The sequence below is a fragment of the Lutibacter holmesii genome, from assembly GCF_042679665.1.
GTDB classification, from domain to species: Bacteria; Bacteroidota; Bacteroidia; order Flavobacteriales; family Flavobacteriaceae; genus Lutibacter; species Lutibacter holmesii.
This window is the reverse complement of record NZ_JBHTMV010000006.1, coordinates 22728-45160: the sequence shown is the minus strand read 5'-3', so window position 1 is coordinate 45160 and position 22433 is coordinate 22728. Positions and strand designations below refer to the sequence as shown.

Below are 22433 nucleotides of genomic sequence, written 5' to 3'. Positions count from 1 at the left end.
TTATCTTTTTTCAAGTAAAACAATTGGATAAGGCGAATTAAATACCACCATTCCATTTTTTACAAGCACTTCACTTTCTGAATAAGCATCAAAAACAACCTCATTATCCTTAAAAATTGAACCAACGTTTATTTCCTTTTTAATCTCTTTTAAATCTAGTGCAACAACAACAGCATCATTATAATTATCTTTTGAAAATGTTCTTTGAAAAACAAACGGCTTTTCAGTAATCATTTTATGAATTCCAGCTCCAACGCTTGGATGGTTTCTTCTAAATTTACCCAACTTTTGATAATGCGCTAGCAAAGTTTTGGTAGCAGCATTATTTGCAATATCATCCCAATTCATTCTAGATCGCAACGTTGCATCTCCTATAGTTTCCTCAATAATTAAAGGACGTGCAGATTCATCACCATAATACACTTGTGAAGCACCCGGGCATAACAATAATTTTGTTCCTGCTTCAAAGGTCTTATTTCTATCTTTGTCAAAAGGTTGTCCGTCATCGTGTGATGTTAAATAATTCAATACGCCGTAGCCTTGCAATTCATTATTTAATATAGATGAATATCTTGAAAACAACGCTTCATAAGTTTCTGTTTGCGCCACATTCCACTTAAATTCAAAATTTATTGAACTTTGAAAAGCATTATCAAAATAATCAACTTTTTTATCGCCAAAATCAAAAAATCTTCCTCCCGAAATACCATAATTATACACTTCTGCAACAGTATAAAAACTCGTATCATCTAACACCAATTCAGGATTGTTAGTTTTCCACTCTTCAAATGCAATTTCACATTCCGTTTTAAATTCTTGCCAAACCAATTCATCAGTATGTTTTACTGTATCTGCTCTGTAACCATCAACTCCAAACTCTCTAATATAATCTGTCAACCATTTTATAATATAAAACTTTGGAGCTCTTGGATAGCCGGTTCTTGCAAAGAATTCGTCCAATTCTTTTATTTCTTGTTCATAACGACCTTCAGCTTTCCACTTTTCAACTAAATGAAGTGGAAGCTCAACATCTTCAATACTTTCTGTCAACACATCTGGAAGGTTTTCAACCAAAGTACATTTTACCGTAGTATCGTAATTTTTGTAATTACATTGTGGTCCTGTACGCACCCAATTATTTGGCCAAACAGAATCTTGACTTGTAACTGGACCGGTGTGATTGATTACACCATCTAAAACAATTCTAATTCCGTTTTTATGAGCCACGGTAACTAAATTTTGTAGATCTTCTTTGGTTCCAAAATTTGGATCTAAAACAGTCCAATCTTTAGCCCAATAACCGTGATATCCATAACTCACACCAGTACCTTCATCTACAGCTCCATGAATTTGCTCAACAATTGGCGTAAACCAAATAGCATTAATTCCCAACTTGTTAAAATACCCTTCTTCAATTTTTTGGGTAATTCCGGCTATATCTCCACCTTCAAAACCTCTTAAAACACCGGTTTCTTTATTTCTATTAAAATTTATGTCATTTTCAAGATTTCCATTATTAAAACGATCTGTCAATAAAAAATAGATATTTGCTCCTTCCCAAACAAAAGGCGTTGCAGCTTTTACTTCAACCTTCTCTTTTTTGCTTGGTACACAACTACTAACAATTGCTAACAACAGAATAATTGCAAAATTTCTCATATGCTTATAGTTTTATTTTAATTGTTTTTTCTTTTAAATTATTTAATGAAACAGCAATTACAACTGTTTTTTCTGCTTCATTCCAAGTATAATTGTATCCTTTAATTTTCTTTGGTTTAGTTGAAATATTATGAAGTATCAATTGAATTTCTTTTGAAGAAAAATTATAATTTTCACCTAATTTTCGCTCAATTTCGATAGTTAAATCGTCCTTTTCAAATTTACTTTCAAATTCAATAATTTCATATTGTCCTTTTTCAAAAGCGTTAGGTGTTTCGCCATCATCATTATACAATTGGTATGCACTTTCTGAAACACTTTCATCAAAATAAAAGTGAACATCAAACTTATTTAAATTGTATTGAGTTGTATTTTGAATGGTTTTAACCATTGGAATAAAAGAACTTGCACGAACATATGTTGGAATACTTTCTTCAACCAAATTTACGGTAAGTATTTGTCCGCCTTCTACTTTTTCACCGGTATAAAAATTATACCAATTTGAATTTACAGGAAATGTTACTTCTTGTTGCTTTAATCCCGGTTTTACAACTGGACTTACCAATAAATTACGTCCCCATAAATAGGTTTTATCGTTATTTAATGCAGAAATATTTGTTGCTTCTTCAAAAAATAAAGGGCGCATTAACGGTGTTCCTTTTTGATTATTTTCAAAAACTAAGGAATAATTATATGGTAATAGTTGATAACGCAATTCAATAGCTTTTTTCGCCAACACTTTTGTTTTTGACTCTCTAAAAACAGGTTCAGAAGGCACATCTTCCTGTGCGTGCGGACGATAAATTGGTTGAAAAACTCCGTATTGCAACCAACGCGTGTACAATTCATCATCTAAATTAGCACCTGCAAATCCACCTAAATCTGAATGCATATATGCCAAACCTTGCATTCCCATTTGCAAAGAAATTTCAACTTGAGATTGCAATCCGCCCCAAGTTCTGTTCACATCTCCAGACCACGGGATCATTCCATAATGTTGTGAACCTGAATACCCTGCTCGCATTAAAATAAATGGTCGTTGATTTGGAAAATCATTTTGATAACCTTCAAACACTAATTTTGCCCAATTATGACCGTAAACATTATGTACCTCATCAGCTGTTCCGGTTGCATGTAATAAATCCGAAGGATGTACTTCAGGCTCTCCTAAATCTCCCCACCAACCTGCAACACCAAAATCTATATGCTTTTTGTAAACATTCCAAAACCAGTTCTTTCCACTTTCTTTAAAAATATCTATGATTCCCGTATTTCCAAAGTAAAAATCATATGTATAAGGTTTGCCTTCTTTTGTAAGTCCTAAAATATTTTTCTCTACAGCTTCCCCCCATTTACTTGAAGTTGTTAGCACAAAAGGTTCAGTAATTAGAATAGTTTTAACGCCTTTATCATTCAATTCTTTGATCATTTTTTTAGGATTTGGAAACGAATCTTTATCAAATTCAAAATTCCCCATAGTTCCTTTCATTTCCTTACCAAACCAATATAAATCTAAAATTATGGCATCAACAGGGATTTCTTCATCATTAAATTTCTGAATTGTATTGAGTGTTTCTTCCTGTGAATGATACCCAAAACGGCTTGAAAAATTCCCCAAAGCCCAACGAGGAATCATTGGTTGAAATCCTGTTAAACTCACATAGTTTTCAACTACCTCTTCCCAATCATCTCCAGCAATAATTTGATATGTTTTTCTACCAGAAATAGTTTCATAAGAAAGTGTATTTGTTTTGCTACTATCTAAATCTAAATACCCAATTGGTGCATTATCAAAATGAATGGCATACATTTTTGATGAATACACCAACGGAATGGTGAAATTCATTAATTCAGAATGTGTTTCGTAGCCATAATGTGCTTTGTTATACAATTCTAAACGATAACCTCTTCGGTTCATTCCTAAAGCTCTTGCTCCACCACCATATAAAATTTCTTCAGAAGTTAAATTAAAATCTAACACTTCATACTTATCATTTTTTGAAAAGCCATTTTTTTCTGAAGTTAATAATTTTCCTTCATAATAATAGGAAACTTGAAAAGGTAGGTGCTTAATTTTCACTGAAATATCTAACATCTTAATTTCGGTAAAATTAGATGTTTCTACAATTTGCATTTCAACTTCAGTAGGCTTTAAAACAACAGCATGAGAATTTGATGCAAATGTTTCTCCGTTAGGAATAAAAGATGTTTCAATAATTTCATTTCCATAAGGTTGAAATCTATATTGTCCATCATTTGTTTTTACTTCAACAAAAGTATTGTGCTTGGTAATGCTTTCAAATTTTCTAGTTGAGTTTTGGGCGTATAAAAACGTGGTTGAAAGAAAAAAAAGGTATATAAAAAGTTTTATAAATTTCATTTAGACTTGTTTTTACGTCAACCTGAACTTGTTTCAGGTTCTCATCATAAGATTCTGAAACAAGTTCAGAATGACGAGTTTATAAATTATTTTTTTAATAAAAACTCAATAGGAATTTGAAATCTTTCACTCCAAGAAATCTCTGAATGGTTGTGACCTTCAAATTTTAAGTTTTTAGAATTAACTTCAGTATATCCTTTCTTTTTTAAAATTTCATCAACACGATATTGATAAGGTAAATAATACTGATCTAAAGTCTCCGTTCCATAATCAAAGTATATTTTATGGTTTGTTGGCGAAGGCAAATTTTGCGCTAAATACGTAAAGAAAGAATCAGGAACCGGACTATTTTCTTGCGGCATAAAACCAATCCAATGTGTAGATAAACAAGCGGCGCTTCCAAAAACTTCAGGATACTCGCACAAGGCATACATAGAAATTAATCCGCCCATACTTGAACCAGCAATTACTGTATTTTCTAAATTAGTTTCAACCGAAAATTGAGCATCTATCACAGGTTTTACTTCTTCAACTATAAATTTTAAATAATTATTAGACTGCAACCCTTTAAATTCAGTTCCAAACTGTTTTGTAGCTGTACTTAAAATAGAATCCTTAAAGTTTTGAGGTAATAAATCAAAAGGTTTTTGTGGGTAATAATCGGTATGTCTAATATCAGCATGATTCCAAATAGCAACAACAATGGTATTTTTAATTTTATTTGAATCAATTAAGCTACCAACTATTTCATCAACTTTCCATTCTTGCTTGTTCCAGGTTGTGGTGCTATCAAAAAGCATTTGCCCATCGTGCATATACAAAACAGCATATTTTTGTTTTTCTGAATAGTTATTAGGTAACCAAATATCAACAGTTCTTGGTCGCACATATTTTGAAGGAAAACTATCAATTCTTTTAATTATACCTGAATCTAAATTTCCAGCATAATCAACAAAATTTATGTTTGAAAAAGGTTTTGCCTTTTTCCCTGTAAACTGTGTACAAGAAAAAGAAGCAAAACCAAGAAAAAGAACAATTACTAAGCGGTTAAAAATTTTCATTTTCTATAATTTTGTTGTTAATAATATAATTCCTTTAGCATCTATTTTTAGAGATTCTTTCCAAGTGAATTCTTTATCTGAAATTATATTTTTAACTTTTTTATTATCTAAACCTATTTCTTCAAAACGCTGTAAATCTAATTTTATAGGTTTTTCATTTTTACTTAAAATTACTACTACAACCTCATCTCCACTAATTCTAAACAATACATAAACACCATCTTTTGGAGCAAAATGAATTGTTTTTCCGTTATGAATTGCAGCACTAGTTTTACGATAATTCAAAACTTTTTTCAAGTAAGATTGCATTGATTTTTGATCTTTAGACAATCCTTTTCCTGTAAATGCATTTACCTTATCTCCTTTCCAACCACCAGGAAAATCGGTTCTAATTAAGCCGTGATCTCCAGGTTTGGCTGTATCATTCATTAAAATTTCAGTTCCGTAATAAATTTGTGTTATACGTGGCAAAGCCAACATATAACCTAATGCCATTTTAGTTTTTGTAAGATTTTCATTTAATTGCGTAAAAACACGACTCATATCATGATTGTCTGGAAAAATCATAATTCTTTTTGGGTTTGCGTATGAAAAATCATTCGCCAAACCTTCGTACATTTTCACAAATCCTTTGTCCCAAGCTTCATCTTCATTTAAAGCATCAACAATAGCTTTTTGCATTGGAAAATCCATAGTTGAAGTTAAATTAGATTCATATCCATCATTATTCGTAGCTCCTTTTTGCCAGTAGCCAACTAATAACGGATTTAAACTCCACTCCTCTCCTACAATACTAAAATTAGGATATTCATTCATAATAGCACCAGCCCATTTACGCATGAATTCCTTATCAGGATACGGATAAGTATCTTGACGAATCCCTCCTAAATCTAAGGTTTCAACCCACCAAATACTGTTTTGAATTAAATAAGTTGCCAAATGCGGATTCTTTTGATTTAAATCTGGCATTGTAGAAACAAACCATCCATTGTTCATTAATTTTGAGTCGGCTTTAGAAGCATAACTATCTTGATTAGCCGTTCTTCTATGGTTTGTAATCACCAATTCACCTGCTCCAAATTCTTTTTGAAAATTCACCCAATTTTTTGCAGGTAAATCTTTCATCCACCAATGCTCTAAACCAATATGATTGGCAACTTGGTCCATCACAAATTTGATCCCTTTTGCTTTTGCTTTTGAAGACAACTGAATGTATTCTTCTAGAGTTCCAAATCTTGGATCAGGTTGATAAAGATCTGTAATAGCATATCCATGATACGAACTTTCATACATATTATTTGTTAAAACAGGAGTTGACCAAATAGCCGTAAATCCCATTGCATCAATATAATCTAAATGTTTTGTAATACCAGCAATATCGCCACCGTGGCGTGCGTAATCATTTTTACGATTAATTCCTTGCTCGTTCATTTTTTTTACCACATCATTTGATTTATCTGCATTTGCAAATCGATCAGGTGTAATTAAATAAATAACATCAGAACTATTAAAGCCTTCTCGCTTTTCAGAATTTGTTTTCCTTGATTTTAATTCATATTCAAAAGTGGTTTTAACTTTTCCTTTTTTAGAGAAGTTTATTGTAAACATTCCAACCTCAGCTTTTGAAATATCAAGATTTAAAAACAAATAATTTTCATTTTCGGTACGAACTACTTTTAAAAGTACAATGGCTTCATTTTCAATTGACGGTTTATAGTCTGCAATTTGCTTTCCGTACACCATCAATTCTAATTGTGTATTTTTCATACCAGCCCACCAATTTGGTGGTTCAACACGTTCTATTTTTTGAGCATTTATTTGAAATCCTATAAAAAATAAAACAACCAAATAATTGAATTTATGCATATGACAAAATGTATTAAACAGTGACTAATTTATTAGGTGCAATTGAAATTTTCTTGTCGTTTACAAACAATTTAATTTCAGTAGCTGACTCATTAAAAAATTTACATTCTGATTGGCTTTTGTAAACTTTTAAAATATTTCCTCTAAAATTAATTGTAAAAGAATATGATTTCCATTCTGCAGGAATTTGAGGATTGAAATTTAAAATTCCATCTTCCCAAACACGCATTCCTCCAAAACCTTGTACAATTGACATCCACGTTCCGGCCATACTTGTAATATGACATCCTTCGTGAACTTCGTGGTTATAATCATCTAAATCTAATCGAGATGTTCTTACATATTGTTCATATGCTTTAGGCATTCTATCAATTGAAGCTGCTAAAATTGAGTGCACGCACGGAGATAACGATGATTCGTGAACTGTTAAAGGTTCATAAAAATCAAAATGACGTTCTAATTCTTCTTTGCTAAATTTGTTTTCAAAGAAAAACATGCCTTGTAACACATCTGCTTGTTTTATATAGCAAGAACGTAAAATACGATCCCAAGACCATTTTTGATTGATTGGTCTTTCTGAAGTAGGCAACTCATCAACAGGAATTAATTCTTTATCTAAAAATCCGTCTTGTTGTAAATACAGTTGTTTTTCTTCATTAAAAGGAAAATACATATCATCAGACACTTTCATCCATTGGTACGTTTCATCAATAGATAAATTTGTTTTTGCTAAAATTCTGTCAAAATCATCAGCATAATTATGCTTCACTTTATTTAAACAATCAACAGCATACTCAATACACCATTTTGCTAAATAATTGGTGTAAAAGTTATTATTAATATTGTTTTCATACTCATTTGGCCCAGTAACTCCTAAAATTACATATTGATTTTTTGCTGCTGAATAATTTGCTCTTTGATGCCAAAAACGTGCTACTGCTATAATTACTTCTAATCCGTATTTTACAACATATTCAAAATCTTGTGTATAGTTTACATAGTTATAAATTCCATAAACCATAGCGCCATTTCTATGAATTTCTTCAAAAGTAATTTCCCATTCATTATGGCATTCTTCACCATTCATAGTTACCATTGGATACAATGCTGCTCCATTTTTGAAACCTAATTTTTCAGCATTTTCAATGGCTTTCCCTAATTGGTTGTAACGGTATAACAATAAGTTTTTTGCTACACTGGCATCTTTGGTTGCCATATAAAAAGGAATGCAATATGCTTCAGTATCCCAATAGGTGCTTCCACCGTATTTTTCACCTGTAAATCCTTTTGGACCAATATTTAAACGAGCATCAGTTCCCATATAGGTTTGATTCAATTGAAAAATATTGAAACGAATTCCTTGTTGAGCTTTTATATCTCCTTCAATAACAATATCAGCCGTTTTCCAAATAGTAGCCCAGGCTTCAATTTGAGTATTAAGTAAAGCTTTAAAACCTATTTCTTTGGCTTTTGAAACATTATTTAAAGCTACACTTATAAGCTCTTCATTTTTATAATTTAATGAACTTACATAACTTCCGTACTTGTAAATAGTTATAGTATCGCCTTCAGCAATGGTTAAGTTATATGTATACGTTAAGGTTTTTTCTGCAATTGTTGTTTCTTGAGAAGTTTCAATAGCCTTGCCATTTACAGCGAATGAAACATCCATTGCAGTACCTACGTGAAATTCTGTTTTTAAGGTTTTTGATAAAATACACCCTGCGTTTTCACCATCAACAATTTTTAAGGTTTCCCAGAAAAACTCATCGTAATTAGCATCTTCATTTTCAATACCAGCATCTAAATATGGAGCAAACGTAATTTCTCCTGAAAAATTTAGTGCTTTTACAGCGTATTCAATAGCACCAACTTCGTTATATGTTACACTTATAAAACGTTTTGTAAACACTTCAATTTCTTCACCTGTTGGCAACACGGCGTGAAAAGAACGACTTAACCAGCCTTCTTTCATGTTTAATTCACGTTTAAAATTTGAAATTTCGCAAGTGTTTAAATCAACGTTTGTTTCATTTATTTTAATTTGAATTCCAATCCAATTTGGTGCATTTAATACTTTTGCAAAATACTCTGGATAGCCGTTTTTCCACCATCCAACACGTGTTTTATCAGGATAATAAATTCCACCAATATAACTACCTTGAAAAGTTTTTCCAGAATAATCTTCTTCAAAATTTGCTCGTTGCCCCATTGATCCATTTCCAATACTAAACAGACTTTCAGATGCTTCCACATTTTCCGCATCAAATCCATCCTCAATAATAGACCACTCGTTTGGTATAATATAATTCTTATTCATTGTCTTATTTCATTATATTTTCTAAAAAATCTCTTGTAAATCCGTTCGTATCAGCCAATACATAATTTGCTTCACTAAGCAATTTAGCATCACCAATACCAATACTTAACATATTTGCAGCGTTTGCAGCTTCAATACCTGCAATTGCATCTTCAACTACAATACAATTTTTAGGCTGCATATTTAATTTTTCCGCTCCTATTAAAAATACTTCAGGATCTGGTTTGGCTTTGGAAACATCATTTCCATCAACAATAGCAGCGAATCTATTAAAAAGTCCTACTTTTTCTAAAATTAGTGGTGCATTTTTACTGGCTGAACCTAATGCATATTTAATATTATTAGCATCTAAATAATCTAACAAATCATTAATTCCTGGTAGAATTTCTTCAGAAGTCATTTTATGCACGTACCCTAAATATTCTGTATTTTTTTGAACTAAAAATGTTTGTTTTTGTGCAGCTGTTAATTCTACTTTACCAATTTCTAATAAAATCTCTAATGAACGAACTCTGCTAACTCCTTTTAATAATTCATTATGCTCTTCAGTAAATTCAAAACCTAATGAATTGGCTAAATTTCTCCACGCTAAAAAGTGATATTTTGCAGTGTCAACTATTACACCGTCTAAATCAAATATAAATGCTATTTCTTTTTTCATTTTAATTTCCTTTTGGTTGATACGAAATTGCATTTTTATCTGTAATTAATAAATTACATAAACCTGCAATAATTAAACTAATTCCGGCAACTGTCATTGCATTAATGGCTTCATCACCTAATAAGCCCGAAATATAATTGATACCTCCAACAGATGCAATAATTTGTGGTATAACAATAAACATATTAAAAATACCCATAATTACGCCCATTTTTTTAGGGTCTACTGCACTTGACAACATTGCATACGGCATAGATAATATGCTTCCCCAAGCAAAACCAATAAGTACAAAACAATATTTTAAATTTTCTGGACTGGTGTAATACATCAATAAAAAACCTAAACCGCCTAAAAATAGCGATCCCATATGTACAAACTTTCTATTAATGTTTCTTTTTGAAGTATAAAATGTAAGCAACAACGCAAAAACCATTGAAGACAAACCATATACTCCCATTGCAGAACCTACAGAATTTGACGATTCTTGAAATGCAGTATTTACAACATCAAAAGCCAAAGCCTGGTCGGTATTTGTTAAATCGTACGAAGACTCAATAGGTGCAGGCGTTTTAAACACATGCTCTGTTAACGCCGGGTTTGCCAAACTCCACATAGTAAAAAAAGCAAACCAACTAAAAAATTGAATAACTCCTAACTTTTTCATTGTTGAAGGCATACTTCCAATATTATCAATAATATCCTTTACAAAACTGTTCTTTTTTTGTTTTTCTTTTTCAAATTCCTCCATATTTTCTGGCGGATATTCTTTTGTTGTAAACACAGTAAATAAAACACTTCCTAAAAAAACAAAAGCACCAATACCAAAAGCAACTTTTACAGACATTGGAATTACTCCTGATTCTGCTGAATTACTAACTCCTAGTTGAGATACCATCCAAGGTAAATTACTAGCAACCCAAGTACCAATACCAATAATTAAAGTTTGAACTACAAATCCATACGACCTTTGAGATTCAGGAAGATTATCTGCTACTAAAGCTCTAAAAGGCTCCATTGAAATATTAATAGAAGCATCTAATATCCATAATAAACCAGCTGCCACCCATAAAACAGGTGAGTGAGGTACAATTAAAAGTGCAATTGAACTTAGTATAGCTCCAACTAAAAAATAAGGCCTACGTCTTCCCCATTTTGGGCTCCACGTTTTATCACTCATATAACCAATAATTGGTTGTACCAATAATCCTGTTAAAGGAGCTGCAATCCACAACATAGGTATTGCATCTTTTTCTGCGCCTAAAGTTTGAAATATTCTAGACATAAAACCACCTTGTAAGGCAAATCCAAATTGAATTCCTAAAAATCCAAAACTCATGTTCCAGATATCCCAGAAACCTAGTTTCCGTTTTTCCATTTAAAATATAATTAAAGATTATAACAATTTAAAACCTACTTAGGTTTTAAATTAGTTTGTACGTGAAGTGTGTGAAAATAGTGTGTGTAAAATAAATTTTACTCAACAAATATATAAATTAATTTCAAAAATTTTCTTTTTTGAAATTCGTTTTATCCTATTATTTTAAAAATTGTAGTACTATAACCTTTGAGTATGTATGATTTTTTTTTAATTTTTTTTCAACCCAAAGGCTATTTTCTACCAAAATAAAAGATTATGCATCTAATAAAGTAGATTTTCTAATTTTTAAATTAGTTGAAATTACTTCCTTTTGATACTCTGAGGGTCCTGCACATTCAATTCTGTTAATCACCAACTCGGCAGCTTGCTGGCCCATTAAATAACCATGCTGAACAATACAACTTAAAGGTGGTGAAGTAAACTCAGAAATTAAACCACTTGTAAACCCAATAATAGCAATATCTGTAGGTATTACTAAACCACGTTCTTTTGCGCATATTAAGGCATTGGCTGCATATATTTCATTTACTGCTAAAACTGCATCAGGCGGATTTGGAACATCTATCACCTTTTTAATTTGATTGTATAAGTTTTCATTATCATCTATCTTATAAATCAAATCATCATCAATAGCTATTCCCTTACTTTTTAAAGCATACAAATATCCTTCTTTTCTTAAAGAACCTACAGTAATAAAGTCTTGAGTGGTAAGCAATGCTATGCGTTTTGAACCTATTTCAATTAAATGATTTGTAGCTTTATATGCACCTCCAACATCATCAATTATTACCTTATCACAATTTAACTCTTCATTTATTCTATCAAATAAAACCAATGGAAAATCATCTTTAATCAATGCTTGAAAATGTTTATAATCTTGATTTTCTTGGGTTTCTCTTGCTATTGAAACAATTAAACCATCAACACTACCATTGGTTAATAAATTAAAATTTGACACTTCTTTTTGATACGATTCATTTGACAAACAAACCATAACATTATAGCCTTTCTCTAGAGCATATTGCTCTATTCCATCTATTACAGTTGAAAAAAAATGATGAACAATCTCGGGAATTATAACGCCAATTACTTTTGTTTTTTGACTACGAAGCTGCAAAGCCAAACTATTAGGTTTGTAATTATAAAAATCAGCAAAAGCCTTGATTCTCTCTCTAGTATCTTCACTTATTTCATGACTATCCTTTAAAGCTTTTGAAACAGTAGAAATGGATACCCCAAATTCTTTTGCAATTTTTTTTAACGTAATTCTTTGCTTCATATAAATAATAAATTCAACGGTTTTATACAAATATAGAATTTATCAAGTTAATAAATGACAATTAAGATTGAAAACAAGCTTCATTTCAATACATATTTACCAGTAAAATGTATTTAATTGATAACTTTCACCAAAAAAAGACACTCTACTCTAACGTTGGAGTGAAAAACTTATGAACACGAAAACGTTTGCGTAACATCTAATATAATGTTAATCTTATGTTAAGTTTGTAAATTCACACTGTGAAAAGTGAGAAAATAGTACAAATTTTTTAACAAACCTTAATTAATAATTAACTTAAAATAGATGAAAAATTTTAGAATTTTTTTGTTTAGTGTCATCTTTCTGGTACCTGCACTTATGTTTGCACAACAAACAATAACAGGAATAGTAACAGAATCTGCAGGAAACAATGGTTTACCTGGTGTTGGCATTATTATTAAAGGAAGTACCGTGGGTACTTCAACTGATTTTGATGGGAATTACACGTTAGACAATGTAAAAGTTGGTGACATTTTAGTATTCTCATATATGGGTTTTAATACTCAAGAAATAACCGTAGGCAGCTCAGCCACCATTAATGTAACCTTACAAGAAAACTCACAAACCTTAGACGAAGTAGTAATTATTGGATACGGTACAACAACCGTAAAAGATGCAACAGGATCTATTGCATCGATTAAATCACAAGATTTAAACAAAGGTGCAATTGTAACACCAGATCAAATGTTAACTGGTAAAGTTGCCGGTGTAACTGTAATTTCAGATGGTGGAGCTCCTGGAGCTGGATCAACTATCAGAATTAGAGGTGGATCTTCTTTAACAGCTTCTAACAGTCCGTTATTTGTTATTGACGGCGTACCTGTTGATAGTGATGGAATTGATGGTGTAAGCAACCCTTTAAGTACTATTAATCCAAATGATATTGATTCTTATACAATTTTAAAAGATGCTTCTGCAACCGCTATTTATGGTTCAAGAGCCTCAAATGGGGTAATAATTATTACTACTAAAAGAGGAACATCAAATGGGTTTAAAGCAACATATACTGCCAATGTTTCTGTAAGTCAAAATAGCAGAACTGTTGACGCTTTATCTACTGAACAATTTAGAGACTATGTAAATACTTATGGAACCGCATCTGATATTGCTTTATTAGGTGATGCTTCAACTGATTGGCAAGATGAAATTTTTCAATTAGGAGTTGGTACAGACCATAACTTAAGCTTACAAGGAGGTAATGAAAAATTTACTTTAAGAGGATCTATTGGATATACTAACCAAACAGGTACTATACTAACCTCTAAATTTGAACGAGCAACCTACTCTATTGGTGGAACAACAAAAGCATTTGATGATCATTTAAAAATTGATTTAAATGCAAACCTTGCTTTAATAAATAATCGATTTGCAGACACAGGTGCTATTAGCAGTGCTATTTCTATGGATCCTACTAAACCTGTTTACGACAGTAGTTCTCCTTACGGTGGTTATTGGCAATGGCTACAATCAAACGGAAATCCAATTGCAGTTGGTGCTCCTAAAAACCCTGTTGCTACATTACAACAGCAACATAATACCGCTTATGCTACAAGAAGCATTGGTAATGTGCAATTTGATTATAAAATGCATTTTTTACCTGAATTAAGAGCAAATTTAAATTTAGGTTATGACATTTCATCAAGTGAAGGTTCAGACAATACGTACAATTCTGCAAACGAAAACTCACCTGAATTAGCAAAATTGGGTAGTGAAAGAACTTATGAACAACAAAAAACAAACTTACTTTGGGATTTCTACTTAAACTACGCAACTGATCTTGAATCTATCAATAGTTCAATTGATGTAATGGCTGGTTATTCATATCAAAACTTTGAAAATAAAGGTTCAAGTGTTGATGATATTCAAGACCCAAGTATTACTCAATATTTTGATTTTAACAATGTATTGAATTTACAATCTTTCTTTGGAAGAGTAAAATATATGTATGCAGACAAATATTTGTTAACTGTTACTTATAGACGTGACGGATCTTCAAGATTTGTTGGAGATAATAAATGGGGTAATTTCCCTTCAGCAGCATTTGCTTGGAAAATTTACGAAGAAGATTTTATGGCCAATGCTGAAAGTATTTCAAACTTAAAACTACGTTTAAGTTGGGGTATTACAGGGCAACAAGATATTGGACCTTACTATCCTGCAATAGCACAATATTTAGGAAGTACAGAAACTGCACAATATCAATTTGGAAACTCATTTGTAAGCACTTATAGAGCTGAACCTTTTAATACAACTTTAAAATGGGAAGAAACAACTACCTATAATTTAGGTATTGATTTTGGTTTTTGGGATGATTTTTTAACAGGTTCTGTTGATGCTTATTACAGAGAAACTGTAGACTTATTAAACTTTATTCCTTTCCCAGGAGGTTCTTCACTTTCAAATGCAGGAAATGCAAACATTGGATCTATGGAAAACAAAGGTCTTGAAGTTAGCTTAATTGTAAATCCTATTAGAAAAGACGATTTAAATTTAGACATTGCATTCAATGCTAGTTATAATGATACTGAAATCACAAAACTAACCACAAACTACGACCCAGATTACGAAGGTGTTGAAACTGGTGGTATTTCAGGAGGTGTAGGTAACACAATTCAAAGACACACTGTTGGTTATGCTCCAAGTACATTTTTTGTATATGAACAAGTTTACGATTCAAACAACAAACCAATTGAAGGTGTGTATGTAGACAGAAACAACGATGGAGAAATAACAATTGCAGATAAATATAGATTAGAAAACCCAACAGCTGATTATACTTTTGGACTTTCAGCTAGTTTAGTTTATAAAAACTGGGATTTCAATATGTCTTGGAGAGCAAATGTTGGAAATTATGTTTACAACAACGTTGATTCTAACTTAGGTTTCGAATTACAACTACTAAATTCAGCATTCCCTGATGTAATTTCAAATGGAGTTGAGAATGTTCTTGAATCAGGTTTTGTTAATGGTGGAGCTGAAAGATACTTATCTGACTATTATATTGAAGATGCTTCTTTCATAAAATTAGATAACGTAAGTATTGGATACCGATTTATTAGACCTGAAGACAAAAAATCTCAGTGGGCTTTATCATTATCTGGTCAAAATTTATTGATAATTACAGATTATACGGGTCTTGACCCTGAAGTAAACGGAGGTATTGATTATAATATTTACCCAAGACCAATTACCTATATGTTAGGTCTTAATTTAACTTTTTAATTAATAACAAATGAAAAAATATTCTTTTAAAATATTATTAGGAGCATTAGTAACACTGCTTACTTTTACGTCTTGTCTTGATGACTTAGACCAAGTTCCTCAAGATAAAGATTATGTATTAGCTGATGAGTTATTTAATGACCCAGATGCATACAAACAAGTACTAGCTAAACTTTATGCTGGTTTAGCAATTAGCGGGCAACAAGGTCCTGCAGGTTTACCTGATATTACAGGTATTGATGAAGGTTTTAGCCAATACCTAAGACAATACTGGTTAGCACAAGAAGTTACAACTGATGAAGCTGTTATTGGATGGGCTGATGGTAGTTTACCTGATTATCACAACCAATCTTGGAATTCAAGTAATGAATTTGTTGCTGCTTTATACAACAGAATTATGTATCAAATTACATCTTGTAATGCTTTCTTAAGAGAAACTACAGCAAGTAAATTAAGTGATAGAGGTGTAACAGGAGATTTATTAACTGAAGTACAATTATACCGTAATGAAGCTAGATTCTTAAGAGCTTTAAGTTACACACATGCAATTGACTTATTTGGAAATATTGCTTTAGTAACAGAAGCTGATGAAGTTGGTTTTTGGACACCAGAACAACGTACTAGAAGTGAATTGTTTGCTTTTGTTGAAAGTGAATTGTTAGAAATTGAAAGTGGCTTAGCTGCTCCGCAATCAAATGAGTATGCACGAGCTGATCAAGCTGCTGCTTGGACACTTTTAGCTAAATTATACTTAAATGCCGAGGTGTATACAGGTACAAACAGGTATACTGACTGTGTTACATATTCAAGTAAAGTTATCAATGCTGGTTACACTTTAGAAAACACGTATGCGAATTTATTTTTAGCTGACAACCACACAACAAGTGGAGTTATTTTTCCAATTGCGTTTGATGGTTTAAGAACACAATCTTACGGAGGAACAACGTTTTTAATTCACGCTGCTGTAGGAGGCTCAATGGATCCTGCTGATTTTGGTATCAACGGTGGTTGGGGTGGTAACAGAACTACAAGTGCTTTAGTAAGCAAATTTGAAACAGGAATTGATATTACTGCTTCAAACAATGCTATTGGGGCAGCTTCAAACTGGGGAATTGTAGGTTCTGCTACTCCTAATGAATGGAACGGACCAGACATTGTATTATACGACACTTCAGATGCTGATGTAAAACAATGTTTTACAACTTTAGTTGATGGGGAAATTAAATTTAGACCTGATAATTCTTGGGGAAGTGATTTTGGAGACAATGGAAACAACATTGCAGTTACAGCAGGTTTGTATAAAATCACTGTAAATGTAGCAACACAAGCATTCACCATTGAAAGCGATCCAAGAGCAATTTTCCATACCGATGGTCAAAACTTAGAAATTGAAGAAATAGGAACATTTACAGATGGTTACGCAATTGCTAAATTCAAAAATGTTGATCAAAATGGAATTGCAGGTGGAGATTCTACAGGAAACTTTACAGATACTGATTTCCCTTTATTTAGATTAGCTGATGTTTATTTAATGTATGCTGAAGCAACCTTAAGAGGCGGCGGAGGTAGTGAAGCTGAAGCTATCAATTACATTAATGAATTAAGAGAAAGAGCTGATGGATTTGGAACAGTAACTTCTATTGATTTAGATTTTATTTTAGATGAAAGAGCACGTGAATTATACTGGGAAGCACACAGAAGAACAGATTTAGTGCGTTATGGAAAATTTAGTAATGGTGATTATGTATGGCCTTGGAAAGGTGGCGTAAAAGAAGGAACAACAACTTCTGCACACTTAGACCTATTCCCTATTCCATCTACTGATTTAAATGCAAACCCAAATTTAGAACAAAATACAGGGTACTAATCTTTAAAAAAGGAAAAAATGAAAAAAATATTAAACAATATATTAATTCTTTTCAGTATCACTACTTTTTTAGTAGGTTGTGAACAAGAAGATTACACGGTATTAAGTGATGATGCAAACACAGTGGTAAGCCTAGATGTTAGTGAAGTTGTTTTAGTACCTGAAAATGCAGACCAAAATGCTTTAACAGTTTCTTGGACAGATCCAGATTTTGGATATAACGCTGGCGTAGTTTATCAAGTTACATTTACAAATATAGATCAAGAAACTACTGTATCAGCAGGGACTGATTTATCTAAAGCATTTGAAACAACACAATTAAACAAAATGTTATTAGGAATTGGTTTAGCTGGAGATACTCCAACACCAGTTGATGTAAAAGTAACAATAGTTTTAAGCGCGTATAAACAAATTGTATCAAACACATCAACATTCACAGCAACTATTTATGAAGACAAATTAGACTTGTCAACTGAATGGGGAGTTGTAGGAAGTGCAACACCTAACGGTTGGGATGGTCCAGATGTGCCGTTCTTTACAACTAGTGAATCAAATGTTTTAGTAGCATACCCTACGTTAACTGATGGTGAAATTAAATTTAGAACAAATAATTCTTGGGTTGTAAACTACGGTGACACAGGATTAGATGGAGCCTTAGATTCAGGTGGAGATAACATTCCTGTATCTGCTGGTATGTATAAAATTTTAATGAACGTTTCTACGTTAACTTATACAATTGAACCTTTTACTTGGGGATTAGTTGGTGATGCTACAGAAAATAGTTGGGACGGACCAGATATGCCTTTAACATATGATTCTTATTCTGATACTTGGAAAGCAATTGTTACTCTAGGTACTGGTGAATGGAAATTCAGATTGAATAATGACTGGAGTGTAAATTATGGAGACACAGGATTAGATGGCGCTTTAGAATCGGGCGGAGATAACATACCTGTAACTGCCGGTAATTACCTTGTTATTTTTGATGCAAATGCTGCTACGTATACTATTGAACCTATTGACATTTGGGGAATAGTTGGTGATGCTGCTCCAAATGGTTGGGACGGCCCAAACGCTCGTTTATCGCTTGATTATAGCCAAGAAGATGTTTGGTACATCAATAACATTGCTATGGGTGATGGTGAATTTAAATTTAGAACCAATGATTCTTGGGATGTAAATTTAGGAGATACTGGTTTAGACGGTGTTTTAGAAGCTGGAGGAGATAATATTCCTGTAACAGCTGGAACCTATAACATTACGTTAGAGTTTTCTAACCCAGATGCACCAACATATACTATTACAGCTCAATAACAACTGTAAATAATTATTAAAAAAGGCTGCTGATTCAGCAGCCTTTTTTTCTTTAAATCTCAATTATATAAAAACTACACTAATGAAAAAAACAGTACTTCTATTACTTTTAATAATTTCAAACTTCATATTTGCACAAGTTAGTACTGATCCTGCAATACCTACTGCATCAACTGAAATTACAATTACATTAGACACCACAGGAACCGAATTAGAAAATTACACAGGAGACATTTATGCCCATACCGGTGTTTTAACAAGTGAGTCTGCTGATACTTCAGATTGGAAATATGTAATTGCCGAATGGGGAACAAATACAGATAAAGCAAAACTAACTAAAACAGCTACAAACACATATCAATTTACAATTACTCCTAACCTTACAACTTTCTACAATATTACAACAGGAGATATCGTAACAAATATTGCAATAGTATTTCGTTCATCAGATGGCACAAAGCAAACCCGACCAGATATTTTTATACCCATTTATGAAGAAGGCTTAAATGTTACTTTTTTAACTCCTGAAAATAATAGCGTTTTAAATTTAAATGAAAATATTGCTATTACTGCTGAAGCTTCAATTGATGCTACTTTAGAACTTTTTTTAAACGGAACAACTATTAAAACAGCAACCGCAGCTAAAACAATAACTACAACCCAAACATTTTCAACCGCAGGTTACCACACTTTAAAAGTTACAGCAAATGTAACTGCAGAAAATGCTGAAGATGAAATTTCAATTTTTGTAAAATCTCCTACTCAAAATGCTACAAAACCAAATGGATTAACTTATGGATTGAATAAAAACGCAGATAATTCCGTAACTTTTTTATTGAAAGCTCCTTTAAAGAACGATATTTTTGTAATTGGAGATTTCAACAACTGGAAATTAGACACAAATTATCAAATGAAAAAAGATGGTGATGATTTTTGGTTAACTGTTTCTAACTTAGATTTATCTACAGAATATGGTTATCAATACGTAATTGATGATGGAATTGTGGTAGCTGATCCTTATTCAGAAAAAATATTAGATCCTTGGACAGACAAATATATAAAGGACGGGAATTACCCAAACTTGAAAGAATATCCAACCGGTTTAACAACAGGCTATGTTTCTACTTTTTTAATTAATGAAGAAGATTACACTTGGTCGGTGACAGATTTTACAAAACCAAATCAAGACAATTTAATAGTGTACGAACTTTTAATAAGAGATTTTACAGAATCTGACTCTTACAGCGAAGCATTAACACATTTAGATTATTTAGCAACATTAGGTGTAAATGCAATAGAATTAATGCCAATAAATGAATTTGAAGGCGCTGATAGTTGGGGATATAATCCTGCATTGTATATGGCTTTAGATAAAGCATACGGAACAAAAAATGCATTTAAAAACTTTGTTGATGAATGCCATAAACGTGGAATTGCTGTAATTGCTGACGTTGTTTTTAATCATTCTTTTGATCAATCACCACTCGCACAAATGTACTGGAACAGTGCCGAAAGTAAACCTGCAGCCGATAATCCTTGGTATAATGAAGATCATAATTTAGTAGATAACACAAGCGCACATTGGGGAAATGATTTCAATCATGAATCTGATCTTACGGTTCAATTTTTTAAAGATGTTTTATCCTATTGGATGAATGAATATAAAATTGATGGTTTTAGATTTGATTTTACCAAAGGTTTTTCAAACACATTATATTATGGATCTAACAACTGGGCAAGTGCTTATGATGCAGACAGAATTGCAATTTTAAAAAACTACGCCGATCACGTTTGGAATAACAACCCTACAAACAAACCATATGTTATTTTTGAACATTTATCTGAAAATTCAGAAGAAACCGAATTGGCAAATTACGGAATCATGCTTTGGGGAAATTTAAATTATAATTATAACCAAAATACAAAAGGGTATCCAAGTGATTCAAGTATAGAATGGATTTCATACAAACAAAGAGATTGGAATAATCCAAATGTAATGGGTTATATGGAAAGTCATGACGAAGAACGATTAATGTATAATAACCTACAAAGTGGACGAGCAAATGACAATTACAATGTAAAAGATTTAAATACTGCATTGTCAAGACAAGAGCTAGCAGGAATGTTCTTTTTCACTATTCCTGGTCCAAAAATGATTTGGCAATTTGGTGAATTAGGATATGATATTAGTATTAATGAAAATGATAGAACTGGAAGAAAACCAATACTTTGGAATTACGAAGAAAATGTAAACAGAAAACATATTTATAATACGTGGGCAACACTTATAGCTTTCAAAACAAAATATCCTGAAGTATTTAACACACCTAATTTCACACTAAATGTAGGAAACACAAGTACAAAATCTATTGTTTTAGAAGACGCAAGTATGGATGTAATTATAATTGGTAATTTTGATATAGTTGATAAATCAGTTGCAACTTCATTTACACAAACAGGTACTTGGTATGAATATTTTACAGGAGAAGAAAAAAATGTAAGCAATACTTCAGAAAGTATTACCTTAAAACCAGGGGAATATAAAATGTATTCTACAGTAAAATTGTTAGATCCTAGAGGTGGAACTGCAGCAGATGACAGTGATAATGATGGCGTAGTAGATTCTGAAGATTTATGTCCTAATACTATGGAAGGCATTGCTGTAAATAATACAGGTTGCCCAATATTTAATATAGCAGCTACTAATTTTACCATTGAATCTATTGGAGAAACTTGCCCTGACAAAGACAATGGAGAAATTATTATTTCAGCACAAGAAAACTTAAATTATACAACAACCATTAACGGTACAGAATATCACTTCAACACCAACTTAACAGTCTCTAATTTAGCACCAAACACTTATGAATTTTGTATTTTAGTTGATGGTGAAACCTATGAGCAATGTTATGAAGTTACTATTGAAGAAGGTGCTACTGTTTCAGGTAAAACAACAATAAAGTCAAATAAAGCAAACATAACTATTGATGAAGGAACAGCACCATTTAATGTTTTAGTAAACGGAAAACAAGTTTTAAAAACATCTAATTATTCGTTCAACTTAGATGTAATTCAAGGCGATTTAATTGAAGTAAAAACAGCTGTTGTATGTGAAGGTATACTTTCAATACAAGTAGATTACTTGCAACAAGTAACGGCATACCCTAACCCAACTACTGGTTTTATTGAAGTTTCTGGAGCATTTACACAAAAAGAAGTTACCATTGAAATATACAATATGCAGTCTCAATTAATCTCTTCTAAAAACTATCCCGTAATTCATGGAAAAGTGCAAATAAATATTGAAAATAATCCAAAAGGTTTGTATCTTGCACGAATTAAAATAAGTAAACCATATACATTTAAAATAATAAAACAATAATT

Annotated in this window: 12 protein-coding genes; 4 read left to right on the top strand and 8 right to left on the bottom strand. The window is 31.9% G+C overall.

The features are described 5' to 3' along the window. From ACFQ5N_RS11870 to ACFQ5N_RS11835, 8 genes are all read right to left on the bottom strand, one after another. A complete protein-coding gene (locus ACFQ5N_RS11870) occupies positions 1 to 1659 on the bottom strand; it encodes an alpha-amylase family glycosyl hydrolase (protein WP_386809780.1) in 1659 nt (552 codons plus the stop codon). A gap of 4 nt (positions 1660 to 1663) precedes the next feature. Beyond that, complete coding sequence (locus ACFQ5N_RS11865) at positions 1664 to 4039, bottom strand: glycoside hydrolase family 31 protein (protein WP_386809779.1); 2376 nt, start codon at positions 4037 to 4039, stop codon at positions 1664 to 1666. An 86-nt stretch (positions 4040 to 4125) separates the two neighbouring features. Beyond that, complete coding sequence (locus tag ACFQ5N_RS11860; RefSeq protein ID WP_386809778.1) at positions 4126 to 5100, bottom strand: alpha/beta hydrolase; 975 nt, start codon at positions 5098 to 5100, stop codon at positions 4126 to 4128. 3 nt (positions 5101 to 5103) lie between these two features. Next, positions 5104 to 6966 (bottom strand): glycoside hydrolase family 13 protein, encoded by a 1863-nt coding sequence (locus ACFQ5N_RS11855; RefSeq protein WP_386809777.1) that lies wholly within the window; start codon positions 6964 to 6966, stop codon positions 5104 to 5106. Positions 6967 to 6979: 13 nt separating this feature from the next. Beyond that, positions 6980 to 9286, bottom strand: a complete 2307-nt coding sequence (locus tag ACFQ5N_RS11850) for a family 65 glycosyl hydrolase domain-containing protein (protein ID WP_386809776.1) — start codon at positions 9284 to 9286, stop codon at positions 6980 to 6982. Between the two features lie 4 nt (positions 9287 to 9290). Next, positions 9291 to 9947 carry a beta-phosphoglucomutase gene (pgmB, locus tag ACFQ5N_RS11845; protein ID WP_386809774.1) on the bottom strand — a complete coding sequence of 219 codons (657 nt, stop codon included), beginning with the start codon at positions 9945 to 9947 and terminating at the stop codon, positions 9291 to 9293. Between the two features lies 1 nt (position 9948). Then, positions 9949 to 11322, bottom strand: a complete 1374-nt coding sequence (locus ACFQ5N_RS11840; RefSeq protein ID WP_386809773.1) for an MFS transporter — start codon at positions 11320 to 11322, stop codon at positions 9949 to 9951. Between the two features lie 256 nt (positions 11323 to 11578). After that, positions 11579 to 12604: a LacI family DNA-binding transcriptional regulator gene (locus ACFQ5N_RS11835; RefSeq protein WP_386809772.1), complete on the bottom strand. Its 1026-nt coding sequence runs from the start codon at positions 12602 to 12604 to the stop codon at positions 11579 to 11581. 360 nt (positions 12605 to 12964) lie between these two features. Between ACFQ5N_RS11835 and ACFQ5N_RS11830 the strand changes: the two genes are divergently transcribed. From ACFQ5N_RS11830 to ACFQ5N_RS11815, 4 genes are all read left to right on the top strand, one after another. Continuing rightward, entirely contained in the window at positions 12965 to 15868 is a 2904-nt protein-coding gene (locus ACFQ5N_RS11830) for a SusC/RagA family TonB-linked outer membrane protein (RefSeq protein ID WP_386809770.1), read from the top strand. 10 nt (positions 15869 to 15878) lie between these two features. Continuing rightward, positions 15879 to 17735, top strand: coding sequence for a RagB/SusD family nutrient uptake outer membrane protein (locus ACFQ5N_RS11825; protein WP_386809768.1), 1857 nt, complete (start codon positions 15879 to 15881; stop codon positions 17733 to 17735). An 18-nt stretch (positions 17736 to 17753) separates the two neighbouring features. Beyond that, positions 17754 to 19049, top strand: a complete 1296-nt coding sequence (locus ACFQ5N_RS11820; protein WP_386809767.1) for a SusE domain-containing protein — start codon at positions 17754 to 17756, stop codon at positions 19047 to 19049. Between the two features lie 82 nt (positions 19050 to 19131). Continuing rightward, positions 19132 to 22431, top strand: a complete 3300-nt coding sequence (locus tag ACFQ5N_RS11815; RefSeq protein ID WP_386809766.1) for an alpha-amylase family glycosyl hydrolase — start codon at positions 19132 to 19134, stop codon at positions 22429 to 22431. The last annotated feature ends 2 nt before the right edge of the window (positions 22432 to 22433 follow it).

What these genes read in the sequence shown, in the direction of transcription:
- ACFQ5N_RS11870 (WP_386809780.1), bottom strand. Translation starts at nt 1,659, where the DNA reads ATGAGAAATTTTGCAATTATTCTGTTGTTAGCAATTGTTAGTAGTTGT.
- ACFQ5N_RS11865 (WP_386809779.1), bottom strand. Translation starts at nt 4,039, where the DNA reads ATGAAATTTATAAAACTTTTTATATACCTTTTTTTTCTTTCAACCACG.
- ACFQ5N_RS11860 (WP_386809778.1), bottom strand. Translation starts at nt 5,100, where the DNA reads ATGAAAATTTTTAACCGCTTAGTAATTGTTCTTTTTCTTGGTTTTGCT.
- ACFQ5N_RS11855 (WP_386809777.1), bottom strand. Translation starts at nt 6,966, where the DNA reads ATGCATAAATTCAATTATTTGGTTGTTTTATTTTTTATAGGATTTCAA.
- ACFQ5N_RS11850 (WP_386809776.1), bottom strand. Translation starts at nt 9,286, where the DNA reads ATGAATAAGAATTATATTATACCAAACGAGTGGTCTATTATTGAGGAT.
- pgmB (WP_386809774.1), bottom strand. Translation starts at nt 9,947, where the DNA reads ATGAAAAAAGAAATAGCATTTATATTTGATTTAGACGGTGTAATAGTT.
- ACFQ5N_RS11840 (WP_386809773.1), bottom strand. Translation starts at nt 11,322, where the DNA reads ATGGAAAAACGGAAACTAGGTTTCTGGGATATCTGGAACATGAGTTTT.
- ACFQ5N_RS11835 (WP_386809772.1), bottom strand. Translation starts at nt 12,604, where the DNA reads ATGAAGCAAAGAATTACGTTAAAAAAAATTGCAAAAGAATTTGGGGTA.
- ACFQ5N_RS11830 (WP_386809770.1), top strand. Translation starts at nt 12,965, where the DNA reads ATGTTTGCACAACAAACAATAACAGGAATAGTAACAGAATCTGCAGGA.
- ACFQ5N_RS11825 (WP_386809768.1), top strand. Translation starts at nt 15,879, where the DNA reads ATGAAAAAATATTCTTTTAAAATATTATTAGGAGCATTAGTAACACTG.
- ACFQ5N_RS11820 (WP_386809767.1), top strand. Translation starts at nt 17,754, where the DNA reads ATGAAAAAAATATTAAACAATATATTAATTCTTTTCAGTATCACTACT.
- ACFQ5N_RS11815 (WP_386809766.1), top strand. Translation starts at nt 19,132, where the DNA reads ATGAAAAAAACAGTACTTCTATTACTTTTAATAATTTCAAACTTCATA.